A 17,929-nucleotide genomic window follows, 5' to 3' on the forward strand; every position below is an offset into this window, starting at 1 on the left:
TTTGTATCCCCCACCCCCGATCTAACAGACTCGGTATGGATATGTCATGTAGAAAAACAGAGGGTCTGGTAGCAATAAGCAGCTCTGCCAATTCTGCTGTGTCTTCGGCAGTAAAGAGTCATGTCCCGCGTCGTTATCACTGTGAGTCGGAAAGCCACACAGCCCGCGCTTCTTCTAAGACCGATGCAGCAGGAAGAGAGGCTTTGTGTGCCGCCGCTGCCCGCCTTGACGAGTGGGTAAATACGTTCTTTGCAAGTGTTGATGATATCAATTGTAGCATCGCGCCGTCTACGTATATTCGTCCGATGTCTGGATGTTTAGGGGTTTATGTGCAGGGGGCTACACGTGGGGGTCCTGCTGTATAAGTGCCAGGGGATTGGGGTAGGATTCTCCCTTCTCCCTAAGTTGACAACCGTACTGGGGGCGGGCTGCTAACCTGGATTGTTGTCTCCCCCACAAAGGTGAGGGTTTTTGCCCTCCTAATTTTTGAAGATTCTCTGGGTTAGAACATGTCGTCTGAAAAAAAGGTCCGGTCCGGTGCAGCGATGAATCAGGACATGCGGAGTGCTGCAAATTCTGCAGGGAAAGGAGTACTCGCTTCCTCAGCGCCAACAAGCCGGGGAAAGCAGCCGGATTCTACTGCTTCAGGCAAAACAAGCACAAACCATTCCGCGAGCTATGACGAAGTTGCAGCCAAGTTAGAGGAGGCTGGTGTCGATCTCTCCTTCAGCGGCGAGCAGGCTGCACGTCGTCTAACTGGGCATGCGAAGCCGCAGAAAGCGGAGGGGGCGCAAGCCCCCGATGATAGCATAATGCGATTCGCGGAAAAACGTACTCGCGATTACATGGACAGGTACCATAGTGGGATGGATGCCCTGGGCATCGATGAAAACCAAGTACTGTCACATCAAAAAATGTTGCAGCGGGAAGCTTTCAGTAAGGGCAGGGAGTTTACCGATCAAGATAAGCAAGGACTCATGCAGCGCCTGATGCAAGCTGCACTCAACCCGAGCTCCGATGCGGCCCAGGAGTTTGCGAAACAGGTGAAAGAGAGCCACAAGAAAGTTTCTTCGTGGAGCACCAAAGCACAGCGTCCCGCGTTACGGGATGATCCCGCGACAACGGATCCGAGTAAAGCCGAGTTCTTCTTCCCCACTCCGGGTAGCATAAAGGGGCTGCCAGGTGCTGACCAGTACCCGAAAGTCATGGCGCAGATGTTTCCTGAGCCTGAAAAGGCAACTCCTTGGATGCTGTTGCGTGCTGAGGAGAAGCTTGTTGCGCATATAAAAGCGGGTCTTGATCCGCAGGAATTTGATTTTCATGCGCCAATTGCGAAGCCTGATGTACCTCCGAAACCCTCCCAGACGCGATACGATCAACAAAAGGAGATGATACGTAACGTCTTCATCAAGGATATGGAGAGGGTGATGGACACCGTGCGCGAGCAGGTGGATCGTAAGCATGCGGAAAGGGCGAAGCAACGCGCACAACGGGATGCGGAGTTCAGAGCTAAAATAACTCAGCACAACTATGAAGCATCTGTAAATGCTCTGGAGAGCCGCGGCGTTACGGTCAATGATGACATCAAGCAGGCCATCATGGAGCGGGAGAAAACTATCGAGAAAGAAGCAGAGGTGCGCGCAAATAGCGGGAAGGAGTCACCCAACCTCTTTCAACGTGTACTGCAAACGATTAGGGAGGTTGTAAAAGCAGTAGTAAAGCTTTTTGATAGACCCGTGGGGCCCCTGCCCGATCAAGTCACAAGTGCTGTAGACAACATCATGGCCCAGCTCCGTACCGGTGATACTGGCAAGGGTGCGAAGAAAGGTGTAGAGCAGGGGAAAACTGATCCACTTGCGGAGCGTACATCCGAGGTTAAAGCGAAGCTGGAAGCTGCAGGTATCAAATTCGACGAACAACAACAAAGCGTTACCGTAGACGTGAGCGGCCTGTCCACCACTGCCAGTCCTAAACAGCGGCAGGATGTTAGCGAGCAGGTAGCGCAGAAGCCTGAATTGAAAAGTGCTGTGAAGGCATTTGCAGATGTGGTGGCTACAGCTTCAAATCAGCAGCCCAATGTGGCTGAGCAGCAGCCCGCGGTGCAGCAGCAACAAAGCGCGCGTTCCAGATAACAGCGCAGCTACTCTCTAAAAATACCAGCAAAACTTCAAACTTTGTGCGACATCCCATTACGGGGTTTTTCTGCACAACCAAACTCCGTGTAGCTCCTACACCAATAAGTCTATTTAAGTAGAGTTTCTCCAATCTTCAGGCACAAAAAAGCCTGTAGTCGGCTTTGTTGCCGGGCAGACTGCTCCTCCAGGCAAACGTATGGGGCACGCCGGTGCCATATCCTCTGGAAGCTCGGGTACAGCCAAGGGTAAAGTTCATGAAGCGCGCTGGGGTTGCTGTGGCAGAAACTCCGGCAGTAATAGGTAAAACTGTTCTGGATGTCATGGGAAAGCGTAGTTCGTAGCCACACAACCCCATTGATCACATCAACCGCATCACCTCACTGCTGGGATGCTTAATTGAGCTTCTTGCTGCATCTTTCAAGGCCAGGCCGGCATGTTTACTGCATAAGATCATGCACCGCTTTGAGCATCAAACTGAGCGAATACTCATCCGTGAGATGGTGAGTGCCGCTCTTCGTTAGATGTACACGCACATCCCTAGACTTTACTTTATTTGCTATTGATAGAGAAACCTGATAAGGCACCACTGTGTCGTCCATGCCGTGTATTAGCACCATGGGGCACTCTATCGCAATCTCGTGCTTGTTCATAAGTAGATGGGTTTTGCCATCATCTATAAGCTTTTTGGTGATTACATAACTGCAGTTTTCCGTATTTTTTACGGTCTTACCCGTGCGCATTACCTCCGAGTGCTGCGACTCGCTCAAATCCAATGATTCCGTAAAATCTGGTGCGGGAGCCATGCCGATGAGCCCACGTACTCTTTTGCCATGAGATAAAGCGGTTAGCAGCATGAGCCACCCTCCCATGCTGGAGCCCACTATAACCAAAGGCGCGTTGGTTAAGGATTCAACCACGCTCACGCAGCTAGCGTACCAGTCGCTCATTGTGCATTCTTGGAACTCGCCGCTCGAGCTACCATGGCCAAGATAATCGAAAATTGTGCAATGCACTCCACGAGATTCGCAGTGTCCGAACAAATGCTGTGCCTTCGTGCCGTGCATATCGGACATAAAGCCCCCAAAAAATATGACGGACACAGGACTCCGAGCTGTAGTCTGCATGTATGATACGTAACTGGAATTGCCTAACTTGAGCCGCTTTATCTCACCCACCATAGCCCCAACACACGATTGCACTGAGCATTGTATGAGAACTGGCGGTGTTTCGCAATCCGAAACAGCCCCTGTCTGAAGAATGCGCCGCCCCTAGTGCAGAAGTTTTGACGTCTGCGAACGTGCGGGTTTACTACCCACCCTGTTCAAGTTGTTTCATGTATGCAAGCAAGTCTGCTATATCTTGAGGTTTTGAAATACCCACGAAGGACATGCGGGTGCCGCTAGCATAGCTTTGCGGGTTTTTAAGGAACTTAAATAACTCCTCCTCGCTCCAGTTTCCCTGTTTGCTAGACAATGCCTTAGAGTATGTAAACCCCGGGGTATTGCACTTTTTTGCACCTATAATTCCCCACAAGTTGGGGCCCACTCTGTTGGGTCCGCCTTTGTCAAAAGTGTGGCACGCAACGCACTTTTTGGATACGCTCCTCCCCCTATCTGGGCTGGCGCTCGACATTAGAGATGCTAAATCTACATCTTGCTGAGCATCACCCGCTCCTGCCTCCGTGGCGGTGGGCTGCCTACTGGCAACATCTACGCTATACCCTCTAGGCTGGTCTTCGTCGGGGTTATAGAGCAGATCAACTACATTGCTTACTAGTAATATGATGAAGGACGCCAACAAGATGGCAGTGGCAACTCTATTGAACCCGAAGCTACCCACGCCCAACTTACCAATAAACCCAACTCAAGAAAGCTAGTTCAATCATGCAATCCAGTCAATACATAAAATTCCGGACGCAATCAATGTCAATTTGCGTTTGGGCGCACTAACAGCTGAATTTATACTTAGCTTATGCGGTGCTGGGAGTTGGAGTACCACCACGGTTGATGGCAGTTTGAAGTCCATGCGCTGTGCATATAGATACTGTACCAGCTAGCTTAGCTACATGACCTATGAATACACCAGTAATGCCCAGGCCTTCCCAGGTGCTCTTAGCTGCTTCTGCAATCTTATGCGCTATACTGTCTAGTTTATCGTAGAAGTTCTTGCTACCTACACCATCAGGAGCCCATGGCTCAGTGCTGGGAGTTGGAGTACCACCACGGTTGATGGCAGTTTGAAGTTCTTTGATCTCATCAACCGCATCACCCCACTTGAGTGACTAGCGCAGGACGCTGTTATTTGGGGAACGTAACCGCAAGCCCGATACGATCCAATACTCCGAAAACAATGTTGGGGTGTAAAAATAGTGTGATCGTGCATGCGGACGTAGCCATCATAGCTGCTAGCATTGGCACGGGAGCCTCCTTTTGGCTGCTTCCGCTTTTCGCCGAAGGTTTGATAAAGAACGCCCTGTATATTATTGGGACAAAATACAAGGTGTTGAGCAAGGTGCTTGCAACCATTGTGAGGACTACCATAATGTGCCCATTGCCCATTGCTTCTGATAGAATTGAGAACTTTCCCCAGAAAGTTGAGGCTGGTGGCACCCCTATCATCGCCAGAGCTCCGATGCAAAATGCCGCGATGGTGAGGGGCATTGCGCGCCCTATGCCATTAATTTCTTTGACGCTAGTCTTACCCGTGACTGCGTATATTGCACCTGCGGAAAAGAACAATGTAATCTTAGCAAAGGCGTGGCACACCATCTGCAAAACAGCTGCCCTGATTGCCCCGTCGGTATACATGGAGACTGCCAACGTTATGTAGGAGAGCTGCGAAACTGTCGAGTACGCCAGTAACTTTTTTAAGTTACTTTGTCGCATTGCCATGATAGAACCTACAATTATAGTTGCGGCAGATAAGTACATCAGGACGTTGCAGTTGTATATGGTTTCACTCACTGTGGCGTAGTATTCGCCCATCCCACGTACGCCAAGTACGTATACTGTAATCTTAATAATCGTAAACACTCCAGACTTAACCACAGCCACTGCGTGCAGTAGTGCACTCACCGGAGTGGGGGCCACCATAGCTTCGGGCAGCCACACGTGTGCTGGTACAATTGCAGCCTTGGTGACCCCATAGCACAGCAGGATGAGCAAAATTGGTAGGAAGGCCGGGTGTGTTTCAGATATGAAACTTGCAGTGCCGAATAGCCCCGCGGCCCCGTTCAACCCATAAATCATTATTACTGCAGGTAGGAAAAACAGCATGGAGGTGCATAGCAATGTTTTTAGGTAGAACCTGCCTCCAGCTATGGAACTTGCGCTCAGCCCGTGTATGATTAGGGGATAAGTGCATGCGGTAAGCATTTCATATGCAATAAACAGGGTAGCTATGTTACCAGAAAAAGCCACGCATAAAGTGCAGCCGATGCTTGCTGCAAAACAGGCATAAAAAACCGGATGATGGCATGCGTTTTTTGAGTCTGTTTTGTTCATGTAGCATATTGTATAGACGTTGGTTATGAGCCACAGTAGCGAAACCATGAGGGCGAACATTATGCCAAGCGCTTCTGGTTGCAGAGCAATACACAGTGATGACGTCATCTCATAACGCAGAACCGCGCCACCCTTGCTGCCGGCACAAAGCACGTATATGCGGTATAAGATCGGCACCAACGTGCATGAAGATGCTAGAGTTAAAACTTCATGAGCGCGGCGCACATTGCGAAGTGCCAAGATCAGCGCCGCTGATGCAAACGGCAGCAATACCGCACTAAGCAGCAAAGCGTCCACACTGCACAGAAGCTTAGTCATCACTAATCCACAGCACGTAGGCCACAATTAATAGCAACAAAACACCCGAAAGTAAAACACTTTACCTTTACGTCCGTGGAAGATAAATTGCCATGGGGGAGGCCTTGCACCGTTTCATGTCACCTTCTGGTGTGTAAGCTTGTAATTCAGGGTGTACCACGCACAACTGGCACGTGCCACCTTTGCACCGGAGTTTTGCATACATGCACGCATTATGTCAGTGAATTACGGGTGTAGCCGCAGTAATGCACAGGCTGCGGTTCAGTTGTGTTTGGCAGGTCTGTATGGCGTAAAAGGTGGGTGGCTTGATGCCTATTGGTGTTGCCGATCTGTAATCTGCTCTATAAAACCACATTCATGAAGCTTCACTTTGGGTGACTGCCCCGCCAGACGATGTCAGCTGCTTGCAAGCAATCGCGCACTTAGCGGCTAGAAGCTTTGCCACGGGTACCTTATAGGGAGAGCAGGATACGTAATTGATGCCCAGTTTGGTGCACAGCTGCATTGCTTCTAGGGTTCCACCATGCTCCCCACACATTCCAGTTTTAATTTTTGCGCCGGATTCCCGCGTAAGCTTCATGGTGATCTCTATCAATTTGCCCACTCCCTGTTCATCCAGCAACTCAAAAGGGTCAGAACGCAGTATGCCCGCGCTTGTGTAATGTTCGACGAACTTTGATGAGTCATCCCGAGACATACCCAGAGTTGTTTGTGTTAGGTCATTCGTGCCGAAGCTGAAAAACTGCACATGTTTTGCCAATCTGTCGGCAAGCAATGCAGCCCTGGGGAGCTCAATCATAACCCCGATACTATATTGTGCATTGTTGAATTGCTCAGCGACACGCCTCACCAGATCACCCACCGCGGTTATTTCTCCCTCGTCCATCACAAATGGTACCATAATTTCTGGCACAACTTCTGTGCCCCCTTCCTCACGCAGTTCTCGCGCAGCCTGAAAAATTGCCCGTGCCTGCATTTCGTAGATTTCTGGATAGGAGATCGCCAACCTGCAGCCTCTATGGCCTAGCATGGGGTTTTTCTCAGACAATGCGGATACCCTGTTACGTACGTGTTCCAGAGGTTTACCGATTCTCTTTGCGATGTCCTCCAAAACTTCGCGGCTAGTGGGCAAAAATTCATGTAACGGAGGGTCCAGCAGCCTTATGGTGATTTGTTTGCCTTGCATGCATGCGAACATCTCCTTAAAGTCGTGTTTTTGCATGGTCTCTATCTTTGCAAGTGCAGCATCCCGTTCTTGCTTGTCGCTTGCTACTATCATTTCCTGTACGGTTGCGATTCTCCCATCAGAGAAGAACATGTGCTCCGTCCTGCACAACCCAACGCCATCGGCCCCGAATTGTTTCGCAGTTTTCATATCTTCCGGAGTATCCGCATTTGCCATCACCCCTATGGTTCTGACCTCATCCACCCAACTCATCAGCTCACTAAAACTTTCAGGAAGTTGCGGTGTTACGGTTTTGACTGTACCTAACATCACCTCTCCGGTGCTGCCGTTTATTGTGATGCTTTCCCCCTGGGCGACCTTTAATCCTTCCCCATTGTAGAAAAACTCTCCGCTCTTATCGATAAAGAGGCCACTTGTTCCACAAATGCAGGGCTTTCCCATGCCCCGGGCTACAACCGCAGCGTGAGATGTCATTCCACCTCTCAATGTAAGTATGCCTACGGAGCTGCTCATGCCGCCTATGTCTTCTGGGCTGGTCTCTTGCCGTACCAGTATCACGTTCTTCCCCTGCTTTTTCAGTGACTCGGCATCACTTGATGTAAAAGCAACGCATCCGGACGCAGCCCCCGGAGACGCAGGCAACCCCCTGCAGACCACGGCATTGTCAGACCCACCGTCTAATACTGGGTGTAATAACCCGCTCAGTGTGGTGTGGTCCACCCTGTTTATAGCTTCTTCTCTTGAAATTAACCCCTCCTTGACCATAGCAACAGCAAGATGCACAGCAGCCTGCGCGCTGCGCTTGCCTGCTCTTGTCTGCAAAATCCAAAGCTTGCCGTCCTGTACGGTGAATTCGACATCTTGCATATCTTTGTAGGATTGTTCTAACCTGTGGCACACTTCAACTAGCTCTCCATAGACGCGCGGCATAACCCGCTCCATGAGGCTTATTGGGGCCGGATCTTTGTTACCAGATACTACATCCTCCCCTTGTGCGTTTATGAGAAACTCTCCAAAAATCTCCTTAGCGCCTGTGGAGGGGTTTCTTGTGAATACCACGCCGGTTGCGGAATTTTGGCTAATGTTGCCAAATACCATAGACTGCACATTAACTGCAGTGCCACTTTCGGATGGAATGCCACACACTTTTCTGTAGGCAACTGCTCTATTGTTCATCCAAGACCTGAAAACCGCTCCGACGGCGCTGTATAGCTGTTCATGTACATTTTGGGGAAATTCCGCGCCTCCGTGTTTAAGCACCAAGCTCTTAAATTCTGTGACCAATTCTAGCAATGCTGAGACGTCAGTAATTAGTTCACCCGGCAGCAGAGACAGTTCCCTGCATTTCCTGTCGTACTCTTCCTCAAACCAGTGGTTGCTCATCTGCATTACTGTTGTGGCGTACATTTGTATCAGCCTTCTATAGCTGTCATACGCGAACCTTTCCGAATGAGTCCGCTTCAACCCTTCCAAAATTTCGTCATTTATCCCCACGTTTAGTACGGTGTCCATCATGCCGGGCATGGACCGGACGCTGCCTGAACGGACAGACACTAGAAGCGGGCGGTCAGGATTACCAAATTCCAGTGATATTTCGTTGCCCAAATGTTGCAGGGCTTTCTGCAATTGCTGGGACAGACCTTCAGGAAGTTTCCCGTGTTTGTGATAGTACCCACATACCGATGTTGGGATCGTAAAACCAGGAGGAACGTTGATGCCAATTCTGCACATTTCAGCCAAACCCGCCCCCTTGTTGCCAAGCAAGTTCGCCAAATGCGAGCCGCCATCGCACTTGCTTTTGCTGAAGTGGTAAATCAACATTTCACTCATACGCTCTTACCAGATTCCGAGAAGATGGGATAAGGACGCGACACTGTGTGCCCCTACCGTAGGATAATAAGGCTTAACATTCAGCAGTGCAACTACGCAAGCTCAAGCCATACAGGGTGCGTTCTGTGTATCCGGTGGTTTGTGCAGGTGAACAATTCACCCTCTTCTTTACGGTCGCACGGAATTTGTGTACTACCATGTACTGCAGCGTAGCTCGACCGGGCTTGTATTGTTCTTCCCTGTGCGCATGCCAGGGCGCAGCCTTAGTGTGGTGTTGTTCCAGGGGCTTTGGGCCTTTTTGCCAGTACTACAGTGTTGTAGATTTTATCGTGCAGTGTCTGCTGCTTTTTTGAGAATAAAGCAATTGCATACCAGTAAGACCAAAACAGCAACACTGCGGCCTGGAAGAGAAACAGCATGCTCAAAATAGCCGCTCCAGAGTCAACCACATCCAGTGATTGTAACAATAAAATAGCTACAGTTGGGCACAGAAACTGCGATATCGTCCTGTTGAATATTACGCCTGTTTTTGCCACAGTGCCGTCACGCGCTGCAATAAAAATTCCCAAAATTTTTTGTCCTACAGATGCCTTCAGTGGGGACATGTACATGTATGTGTGGTAACAACATGTTATCACCAGGAAAATCAGAAATAGTGCGTAGCTATGACCATGCGTGATAGAGGATATCAAGTATGCGGGGCAAGATACCAGCGCCATATCTATGATATTAGCCAAGATTCTTTTCGGTATGCTGGCAAGCTCAAGCTTTTTCATATCTAATTCAGTAAACCCCTAACAAACTTGCAGAGGTCGGCGAAGCTTTGGAATGACAACACACCATCAACTTTGGTACTGCCATACACTATGGGAAGACACTTTGCACTCCTTGCACTTGCCACATCTGAAATGCTGTCTCCCACAAAAAACACCTGCTCGCTGGGAGTCACGTCCAAGGTTTCAAGTGCCGCAATTATAGGTTTGGGAGAAGGCTTGTTTTCCGGGGTGTCACCGGAGCCTATAATCACGGAAAAATACTTTGACAACCCCGTGGTCTGCACCTCCTCACGAAGTGACGGCCCGTTTTTGTTGCTCACTATGCCCATACTGATTCCGTTGTCGTACAAAAGCTCCAGTAATTCCAGCACGTTACTGCTGGGGACGAGCTTCCTGACCCTCGTGGATTTTTCGGCAAACTCCGTATACAGGGCTGAGGCTTCTTCCCATCTGGAGGCCAAGGAACGCGCTAGGTACTTGTCTACCGTACTTGGATCCACGGAAGAAAGGTCTATATCGCTGCGACCCATGTGCTTTAGAACCTTGTCTACCGTTTCGTAGTCTAGTGCACTACTTGTCACCAAAGTGTTACACCAGTCAAAAATTACCGCTACTGGAGGACGCATAGACAATCCCTTTGTTCACACACATTCAACAATGCCGTAGTTAAAACTCGGTTAAACCAACGGAGCCAGTACTTTACGTTTTTGTGAGCTACATGACAACCTCATAATGTTGTATGGACCACTTTGCTGAAGGAGCTGCCACGCATCTAGGCATGATTACCGAGGCAGTGGCGGCCACGCAGCCCACATGGGGCTATTTGCGTTTTATATTTAGGGCTATTGAGAGCTCCTGTAAGTGAGCAGGGCTCACCTCAGACGGGGCGCCCATTAGTAGATCTTCGCCCGTTTGGTTGAGCGGGAAACATATCACCTCCCTGATGTTGGGAGCATCGGCCAGCAACATTACTATTCTATCGATTCCGGGGGCTAGCCCTCCGTGCGGCGGTGCTCCGAACTTGAATGCGCGCACCAGAGCCCCAAATTTAGAGTTTACTGCCTGCTCGTCATAACCAACCATGGAGAATGCTTTATACATTACGTCGAGCCTATGATTACGAATTGCCCCACTTGATATTTCAATGCCATTACACACAATGTCGTATTGGTAGGCGATTATGTCTAGAGGATTTTGCTGCTCGAGTGCTTCCATTTCCCCTTGTGGCATGGAGAATGGATTGTGGCAGAAGTCTAATTTCCCGTCTTCACACTTAAAGTATGGGAAGTCTACCACCCAACAGAACTTGAAAGTGTCATGCTCAATCAGGCCTAGTTCAAGCCCCAATAATTCCCTAATCTTTCCCGCGAAATCCGCGGCCTTGTCAGCTGTGTCTGACATGAAAAACACGCTGTCCCCATTGTCAACTCCCGCTGTGGATCTTATGCGTGCAAGTTCGCCTTCGCTCAGAAACTTAGCTATAGGACCCTTGGCGGCTCCATCTGCTTCGTATGTTATGTAGCCTAGGCCGCGTGCGCCTAACTCCTTTGCTCGTTCTATTTTGTCATCAAAAAAGCTTCTTGGCTTTCCGGAGGTGTTGGGGGCAGGAATTGCCCTGACAACTTCGCCGGCCGCAACTCCGGCCTGAAATGTCCTGAATCCAGAATTGCGAAAGATTTCAGTCACATCAGAAATTACTATTGGGTTTCTAAGGTCTGGTTTGTCTGACCCGTAACGTATCACAGAATCGCGGTAAGTAATTCTCGGGAACTGCCTGTCAACTTTTTTGTTGCCGGCAAATTTGACGAACAGACCATACAGCACAGGCTCAATCGCTGCGAAGACATCTTCCTGGGTAACGAAAGACATTTCCATATCTAGCTGATAAAACTCCCCGGGTGATCTGTCTGCTCTAGAATCCTCATCGCGGAAGCAAGGTGCAATTTGGAAGTACTTATCAAACCCACCTACCATGAGAAGTTGCTTGAAGATCTGTGGGGCCTGCGGCAGAGCATAAAACTTACCGGCGTGGGTCCTGCTTGGAACAATATAGTCTCTTGCACCTTCCGGGGAAGATGAGGTCAATATGGGGGTGTGCACCTCAATGAACCCCAGTCCCTCCATAGCCCTTCTAAGCTCTGACACAACCATCGATCTTAGCAGTATGTTGTTTTTTACTTTGTCACACCTCAGATCTAAAAATCTGTGCTGCAGCCTTATGTCTTCCGGATAACTAAAACTAGTAGGTACGTGTAGTGGTAGGGGGGCTGCTTCTGAAACCACGGTTAGGGTGCTAACCTTGACCTCCACACGCCCAGTTTCTATTGATGTGTTGACATTATCCTCACTCCTCTCTGCCACAATGCCCTTTACTGTAATGACGCTCTCAAGCCCTACAGCGACCATGCGGTTAAACAATTCTGGGTTTTCATACTCATTGAAAATTAGCTGGGTGATCCCATAAAAATCTCTGAGGTCAACAAATAAAAGCCCTCCGTGGTCGCGCTTTCTGTACACCCATCCTGAGAGGGCTACCTCGTTTCCTACATGAGTCACACCCAGTTCATTGCATACGTGAGTTCTGTATATGTTCATATGTGCCGTATTACCGGAAGATAAGCATATTCTTTACTACAATCTCATGGAAGGCTATGAAAAAGTTAGTGCCCTAGCAATTTACGGTACCAACTTGCCTACAAGCCAAGTATCTGAGGGTATTGGAGTTTTAGCAATGCCTAGGGTATTGGTAAGCGCTCATGGTGGGCCAGTCTTGTTCCAATTCAGACAGCATTGGGTTCTGTTGTTTAGTATGGCGCCCCACAAATTTATTACGGTTTTTAGGCGTTAAATTAGTTGTAGCCCGGTTGCATAAATTCGCGCCTATGGATGGGGTTGTGTCGTGCTGATGTTTCGCTTAATAAGCGATACCTACTCGCTTATGGGTATGATTTATATTTACATGCGGCTCTGATTTATTTATAAGTCGTCCATCATGCGTTTAGTTGCTCAAAGTAGATTGTGGAATGAGGTGCAGGGCCTTGCTACTGGCGGTACTTTTGATAAGTACCCAGACTGGTTGTAGTCTTATGGTTGCCGGCCTTGCCGTGGTAACTGGGGCTGTGGTAGCGCTTCAGGAGCGCTCCGTCGGTGATGTTATCGATGATGCCGCAATATTGATCAAGATCAATAAAGAGTTGTTCCAACAGGGCATGTTCTCCTCTATTGCCGTCCGTGTTAGTGAGGGTAGAGTATTGCTGACGGGCACTGTTGATTCTCCTGACAAGAGGTTGAAGGCTGAGAGGGTAGCGTGGCAACAGAGCGAGGTTAAGGAGGTCGTCAACGAGATTGCGGTAGACAAGGATGAAGTGACGCTCAGAGAGGTTGCAATAGATAGCGCTATCAGTGCGCAGATAAAAGCTCGTATGGTGGCCCACGCGGGGATTAAGTCAGTCAATTACAGCATCAACACCGTTGGTGGGGTTGTGTACCTAATGGGTATAGCCCAAAGTCAGAAAGAACTAAACTCCGTCATCGGAATCAGTAAAAGAGTAAAGGGCGTGAAACAGGTGATAAGTTACGTCAGGCTGAAGCACAGCAAATTGCGTCGCTAAAAGGTTAGGCGTTCGTGCTCAGAGTTGCCTTCCAGATGGACGAGGACGTTGTAGTTGGACGTGATGCTTCCGTAAAGCTCATAGAAGAGGCTCAACGTCGTGGGCATGAGGTGTTTTTTTACCGGCCAGCTGGCCTCGCGTTTTCGTGTGGGGAGTTAGTTGCCGAGGCATTCTCCATCCGCGTAGGAGCAGATTCGTTGGGTCTTTATGACAAAGCTAGGCTTTCACTGGGGGAGCTGGACATACTGTTTGTGCGGCAAAACCCCCCTTTCGATATGCAATATGTGACCACAACTTACTTGCTTGAGCGATTGAATGTCCTCATGGTTAACAATCCCAAAGCGATAAGAGATCATCCGGAGAAACTACTGCCGCTATCATTTCCTAAGTTTATTCCCCCAACCTTAATTACCGAAAGTGTGAGTGAGATAAGTGCTTTCTATGCAGAGTATGGAGATATAGTGCTCAAGCCATTGTATGACTACGGGGGCAATGGTGTATGCAGAGTCTGTGGTAAGGCTGATGTTGGCGGAATATCGGCATCGATGGTGGAGCATTATGGAGCGCCCCTGGTCGCGCAGCAGTTTATTGACGACGTAAGCAGCGACAAGCGGGTAGTGTTGTTGGGCGGCAAGTCTATTGGGGCTATACGACGAAGAGTGACCGCCATTGGTGAGATCAGAACTAACCTCAGAGTAGGAGCGGTGCCTGAGGCAACCGAGCTTTCGGATAAAGAGCGTGAAATATGCCATGATGTGGGAATGCTGCTATCCAGTGTTGGTATATTGTTTGCTGGCATTGATATTTTGGGAGGCTGTCTTATAGAAGTGAACACTACATCGCCTTGTGGCATTCTGGAAATTAACCAAGTGTACGGAAAGACGCTGGAGAGAGACTGCTGGGACCACTTTGAATACGCGTTGTCACATAAGTCTCCGTAACATGCACGAGTAAATATATAGGTACTCGCCTTGCATAGTGCCGCGTTTTGCTTTACCATGGCCGGTGTGTCTGTGCTATTTGCGCTGTTGTGGCGCGCCTTGGATGGGGGGTTTTTAGCTGGATGGGGGGCTTTCTATGCCGGTGAGTCTCGCGTGTAATGCGGGCATGCTGTCGGTTGCAGTGCTGTGTGGTGGCTCATCTCCCGAGCGTGAAGTATCTCTGGCAGGCGGAAAAAGGGTTGCAGATGCTCTGGGTAGACTAGGTCACAATGCCACTGTTTTAGATTTGAACAGGGAATCTGTGAGTCAGCTGTTAGCCATGGCTCCAGATCTTGTCTATAACGCGTTGCACGGAGGGCAGGGCGAGGACGGCTGCGTTTCTGGGTTGCTGGATATCCTTGGGCTGACATGCACGCACTCTCATGTTGCTGCGTCCTCGGTTGGTATGGACAAGCTGCTTACCAAGCATGTGCTTAAGTCTCTGGGTATAGACTTTCCGAAGTTTGACGTGCTTACCAAGGAGGAGTTGCTATCCGCTGAGGAAGTGCTACCTTACCCATTTGTGATTAAGCCCGTACGTGGCGGTTCAACAATAGGAGTGCACGCAATTTTTTCTAAGTCTGAATATCTGGGTCTTTCCGCTTATGCTGACATGCTGGAAGATAGGATGATTGTAGAGGAGTACGTGCCCGGGCAAGAAGTGCAAACTGCTGTATTTTTGGACCGGGCGATTGGCACCATGGAATTCTTGTTTGAGGGTAGGATATACAGCTATGATGCAAAATATGCGGAGGGGCTATGTAAGCACATATTTCCAGCCAATATTCCTGATGACATATATAGTTTGGCGATGGAATGGGCGATAAAGCTACACCGGTGCCTGGGGTGCAGAACTCTATCTAGGGTGGATTTCAGATATGATGGGGTAAACAAAGCACTGAAGCTGTTGGAGATAAATACTCATCCTGGGATGACTGTTTCCTCGGCGCTGCCAGAAATTTTGTGGCTAAGATGTGGATTGAATTTCGACCAAGTTGTGGATCTGATAGTAAAAGATGCGCTGGGTATTGGTGGCAGCTGTAAGACATACATCGGTGAGCTTATGGGAGAGACCGTGAGCCGTGAGCCAAGTCATGTGTAAGGGTGCCATTGGCCGTCGCACGATTGCGGCTCGCAGCACGTCGCTATGCATGCGTGCAGTTAGGCACATATTTGTGGTGAGTGCGGTGGTTTTTGTTGCCGGTTGGGGAATGCCAGATCTTAGTGTAAGGTCGTGGTTGGGGGGCATCTCTGCGGCGGTTTCCAATGCGCTAATCGAAGCGGGGTTTTCCACGAGGGAGGTTGTGATTAGGGGGAACAGCGTAGTCTCTACGGCAGAGATTTTAAATATGATCAACAAAGACAGCCCAATAGTTTTGCTGTCGTTACGCACGTTGAGAAATCGCATAAAATCTCACAGCCCCTGGGTAAAGGAAGTTGCTGTACGTAGAGAATTGGCCAACGGTGTGCTGTGCATAACAATTGAAGAATACACAGCTTTTGCTAATTGGCGCCACCATGGGATGAACTCGATAATTGACAACACCGGGCATGTAATTGTGGACTCTGACGAGCGACTTGACAACTTAGTGTCGATTTATGGTGATGAGGCTCTGGAGGGTTTACATTTTGTGCGCGAAGTGCTCAATAATGGGGGAATGCTCAGCACTATGGTTTCGTCTTTCTCCTGGCTTGGCAATAGGCGTTGGGACGTTGGCTTTTCCAGTGGGTTGCAGGTTAAGCTGCCAGAAAATAATCCCCAAGCTGCGTGGAATTATTTGGCGCAGCTGTACAAATCTTCTGGAGAATTACTGATGTGGAAAGTTGTTGACATGCGAATTCCAGACAAGATTTTCATAAAGAAGTAAGCGTGGTCGAATTTTTGAAAATATTTACCTGGCGCTATGTCCCCTTCAGGTGGGTGTGTTACGTACGGATGTTGTGGACGCTGTGAATAAGTTACAGACATCCTGCATTATTTGATTGAATATACGCATGTGTGGAAATATCTTAGGGTGTGACTAATAATATTTGCCTGGTAGTCAGCGTGTGTCCGGTTAAGCGTATTTTTACCGTACCAGGTAGAATGTTTGCTGATCTGAAAGAGTGTGGGGTTTATGTCTAGGGCTAAGAGGTTTTATACGCCAGAAGTACTGATTGTAGATGATGAAGCAGATCTTAGGGCTATGGTCCAGGATATTTTGAGTGACGATAATTACGTCACCAAAGTATCGCATGATGGACTAACAGCTATTAAGCTTGCTTATGAGCGGGAGCCGGATGTTGTGCTCCTAGACATATGGCTGAAGGGGTCTGACATTGACGGACTGAGTGTTTTAGAAAAGCTCAGGTATAGGTATCCCCACCTGCCCGTCATAGTGATTAGCGGCCATGGAAACATAGCTACCGCTGTGAAGTCTTTGCATATAGGTGCTTATGACTACATAGAAAAGCCTTTTACTGAGAATAGGCTGAAATTGGTGGTGAAGCGCGCTGTCGAGTCTGGCAGATTGAAAAGAGAAAATTATGAGCTCAGATCCCTGTTTGAGGATTATGAAATTGTGGGAAGTTCACCCCAGATCAAAAACCTCAGGAGTACGATCAGCAAAGCTGCGTCCACGTTCAGCCGGATACTCATCACCGGTGCTCCTGGCACTGGAAAGGAGGTGGTTGCCAGGTTTGTACACCGGAAGTTTAAGGGATGCAATAGCTCGTTTGTACCCTTCTGCCCCTCTATTTTGCCTGAGAGTAGCTACTTGGAAAATATCTTCGGCCGTGAGAACGGTAACGGTGCGCTGCCCAATGTTGTGCCTCATAGCGTTGGGATCATTGAGCAGGCAAACCACGGTACTTTGTTCATAGATGAAGTCACAGATTTGCGGTATGACGCCCAGATGCGGTTGATGCGGCTGCTTCAGGAAGGCAGGATATACAGGGAGAATGGAAAAAGCCCTGTTACAATAGACACGCGCGTTATTGCGTCTTCCTCTCGCGTAATTGAGGAGGAAGTGAAGTTAGGGAGGTTTTGTGAGGACCTTTACTACAGGCTGGGCGTCTTCCCTATCAGAGTTCCGTCTCTTTCTGAGTACTGTGTGGATATTCCCGAGGTATGCGAATACATGATGCGCAGCATATGCAGAAAGATGGGGCTGTCCCCCCGACCCATCAGTGAAGATGCTATTGTGGCTATGCAGTCCTACAGTTGGCCCGGCAATCTGCGCCAGTTGCGCAATGTTCTGGAGTGGATTTTGATCATGCAGTCCTCTAAAGACATAATCACAATAGACGACCTTCCCGCGGAAATTGTGAGTGGCTCGCCGATCAACAACGTGTTTACTCACATAGTTTCTGCGCCTCTAAGAAAGGCGAGGGAGGAGTTTGAGAGACACTACCTGAGGACGCAGCTATCAAGGTTTGGTGGTAGTGTGTCCAAAACTGCTGAATTTATTGGCATGGAAAGGTCTGCATTACATAGGAAGCTAAAAGCCTTGGGTCTATGCGGAAGTTAGGTGGCAGCGCCAGACCTATTCATGTAACGTTGTGGGTTTCATTATCATGGCTCTGTGCGAGCCAACGTTACCTACGGACAC

Annotated in this window: 14 protein-coding genes and 2 pseudogenes; 8 read left to right on the plus strand and 8 right to left on the minus strand. The window is 49.1% G+C overall.

Features of this window, described 5'->3' with window-relative positions; all coding sequences use genetic code 11:
• Positions 1-41 precede the first annotated feature (41 nt).
• The 3 genes and pseudogenes from AOV_RS00500 to AOV_RS00510 all read left to right on the plus strand — a co-directional run.
• A complete protein-coding gene (locus AOV_RS00500; RefSeq protein WP_147314689.1) occupies positions 42-365 on the plus strand; it encodes a hypothetical protein in 324 nt (107 codons plus the stop codon).
• 144 nt (positions 366-509) lie between these two features.
• On the plus strand, positions 510-2,132 hold the full coding sequence (locus AOV_RS00505; protein ID WP_075138702.1) for a hypothetical protein: 1,623 nt from the start codon (positions 510-512) through the stop codon (positions 2,130-2,132).
• A gap of 124 nt (positions 2,133-2,256) precedes the next feature.
• Positions 2,257-2,476 (plus strand): annotated as a pseudogene (locus AOV_RS00510) (succinate--CoA ligase subunit alpha); the annotation flags it as partial.
• A 96-nt stretch (positions 2,477-2,572) separates the two neighbouring features.
• Here AOV_RS00510 and AOV_RS00515 read toward each other — a convergent pair.
• The 8 genes and pseudogenes from AOV_RS00515 to aspS form a co-directional block, all read right to left on the minus strand.
• Positions 2,573-3,313, minus strand: a complete 741-nt coding sequence (locus AOV_RS00515) for an alpha/beta hydrolase (protein WP_075138703.1) — start codon at positions 3,311-3,313, stop codon at positions 2,573-2,575.
• 130 nt (positions 3,314-3,443) lie between these two features.
• Positions 3,444-3,974 carry a c-type cytochrome gene (locus AOV_RS00520; protein WP_458693045.1) on the minus strand — a complete coding sequence of 177 codons (531 nt, stop codon included), beginning with the start codon at positions 3,972-3,974 and terminating at the stop codon, positions 3,444-3,446.
• Between the two features lie 130 nt (positions 3,975-4,104).
• Positions 4,105-4,398: pseudogene (locus AOV_RS00525) on the minus strand (hypothetical protein); the annotation flags it as partial.
• Between the two features lie 34 nt (positions 4,399-4,432).
• Positions 4,433-5,956 carry a proton-conducting transporter transmembrane domain-containing protein gene (locus AOV_RS00530; protein ID WP_075138705.1) on the minus strand — a complete coding sequence of 508 codons (1,524 nt, stop codon included), beginning with the start codon at positions 5,954-5,956 and terminating at the stop codon, positions 4,433-4,435.
• A gap of 355 nt (positions 5,957-6,311) precedes the next feature.
• Positions 6,312-8,972, minus strand: a complete 2,661-nt coding sequence (ppdK, locus tag AOV_RS00540; protein WP_075138707.1) for a pyruvate, phosphate dikinase — start codon at positions 8,970-8,972, stop codon at positions 6,312-6,314.
• A gap of 263 nt (positions 8,973-9,235) precedes the next feature.
• Positions 9,236-9,748, minus strand: a complete 513-nt coding sequence (locus tag AOV_RS00545; RefSeq protein WP_075138708.1) for an RDD family protein — start codon at positions 9,746-9,748, stop codon at positions 9,236-9,238.
• 2 nt (positions 9,749-9,750) lie between these two features.
• Positions 9,751-10,374, minus strand: coding sequence for an HAD family hydrolase (locus tag AOV_RS00550; RefSeq protein ID WP_075138709.1), 624 nt, complete (start codon positions 10,372-10,374; stop codon positions 9,751-9,753).
• A 193-nt stretch (positions 10,375-10,567) separates the two neighbouring features.
• Positions 10,568-12,343 (minus strand): aspartate--tRNA ligase, encoded by a 1,776-nt coding sequence (gene aspS, locus AOV_RS00555; protein WP_075138710.1) that lies wholly within the window; start codon positions 12,341-12,343, stop codon positions 10,568-10,570.
• A gap of 428 nt (positions 12,344-12,771) precedes the next feature.
• Here aspS and AOV_RS00565 point away from each other — a divergent pair, with 428 nt between their 5' ends.
• The 5 genes from AOV_RS00565 (at position 12,772) to AOV_RS00585 (ending at position 17,848) form a co-directional block, all read left to right on the plus strand.
• Positions 12,772-13,359 (plus strand): BON domain-containing protein, encoded by a 588-nt coding sequence (locus tag AOV_RS00565; protein WP_075138712.1) that lies wholly within the window; start codon positions 12,772-12,774, stop codon positions 13,357-13,359.
• A 14-nt stretch (positions 13,360-13,373) separates the two neighbouring features.
• The gene (gene gshB / locus AOV_RS00570; RefSeq protein ID WP_075138713.1) at positions 13,374-14,300 is read left to right on the plus strand and encodes a glutathione synthase; all 927 of its coding nucleotides are present in this window, start codon (positions 13,374-13,376) and stop codon (positions 14,298-14,300) included.
• A gap of 136 nt (positions 14,301-14,436) precedes the next feature.
• On the plus strand, positions 14,437-15,441 hold the full coding sequence (locus tag AOV_RS00575) for a D-alanine--D-alanine ligase (protein WP_075138714.1): 1,005 nt from the start codon (positions 14,437-14,439) through the stop codon (positions 15,439-15,441).
• Positions 15,434-16,207, plus strand: a complete 774-nt coding sequence (locus AOV_RS00580) for a cell division protein FtsQ/DivIB (protein WP_075138715.1) — start codon at positions 15,434-15,436, stop codon at positions 16,205-16,207. The genes AOV_RS00575 and AOV_RS00580 overlap by 8 nt, the downstream gene beginning before the upstream one ends.
• Positions 16,208-16,456: 249 nt before the next feature.
• Complete coding sequence (locus AOV_RS00585) at positions 16,457-17,848, plus strand: sigma-54-dependent transcriptional regulator (RefSeq protein ID WP_199463069.1); 1,392 nt, start codon at positions 16,457-16,459, stop codon at positions 17,846-17,848.
• The last annotated feature ends 81 nt before the right edge of the window (positions 17,849-17,929 follow it).

Origin of the sequence: Anaplasma ovis str. Haibei (assembly GCF_002214625.1) — a bacterium.
Lineage (GTDB): Bacteria > Pseudomonadota > Alphaproteobacteria > Rickettsiales > Anaplasmataceae > Anaplasma > Anaplasma ovis.

Excerpts from the sequence above, each read along its gene's own strand:
- AOV_RS00500 (WP_147314689.1), top strand. The coding sequence starts at position 42 with ATGTCATGTAGAAAAACAGAGGGTCTGGTAGCAATAAGCAGCTCTGCC.
- AOV_RS00505 (WP_075138702.1), top strand. The coding sequence starts at position 510 with ATGTCGTCTGAAAAAAAGGTCCGGTCCGGTGCAGCGATGAATCAGGAC.
- AOV_RS00515 (WP_075138703.1), bottom strand. The coding sequence starts at position 3,313 with ATGGTGGGTGAGATAAAGCGGCTCAAGTTAGGCAATTCCAGTTACGTA.
- AOV_RS00530 (WP_075138705.1), bottom strand. The coding sequence starts at position 5,956 with ATGACTAAGCTTCTGTGCAGTGTGGACGCTTTGCTGCTTAGTGCGGTA.
- ppdK (WP_075138707.1), bottom strand. The coding sequence starts at position 8,972 with ATGAGTGAAATGTTGATTTACCACTTCAGCAAAAGCAAGTGCGATGGC.
- AOV_RS00545 (WP_075138708.1), bottom strand. The coding sequence starts at position 9,748 with ATGAAAAAGCTTGAGCTTGCCAGCATACCGAAAAGAATCTTGGCTAAT.
- AOV_RS00550 (WP_075138709.1), bottom strand. The coding sequence starts at position 10,374 with ATGCGTCCTCCAGTAGCGGTAATTTTTGACTGGTGTAACACTTTGGTG.
- aspS (WP_075138710.1), bottom strand. The coding sequence starts at position 12,343 with ATGAACATATACAGAACTCACGTATGCAATGAACTGGGTGTGACTCAT.
- AOV_RS00565 (WP_075138712.1), top strand. The coding sequence starts at position 12,772 with ATGAGGTGCAGGGCCTTGCTACTGGCGGTACTTTTGATAAGTACCCAG.
- AOV_RS00575 (WP_075138714.1), top strand. The coding sequence starts at position 14,437 with ATGCCGGTGAGTCTCGCGTGTAATGCGGGCATGCTGTCGGTTGCAGTG.
- AOV_RS00580 (WP_075138715.1), top strand. The coding sequence starts at position 15,434 with ATGTGTAAGGGTGCCATTGGCCGTCGCACGATTGCGGCTCGCAGCACG.
- AOV_RS00585 (WP_199463069.1), top strand. The coding sequence starts at position 16,457 with ATGTCTAGGGCTAAGAGGTTTTATACGCCAGAAGTACTGATTGTAGAT.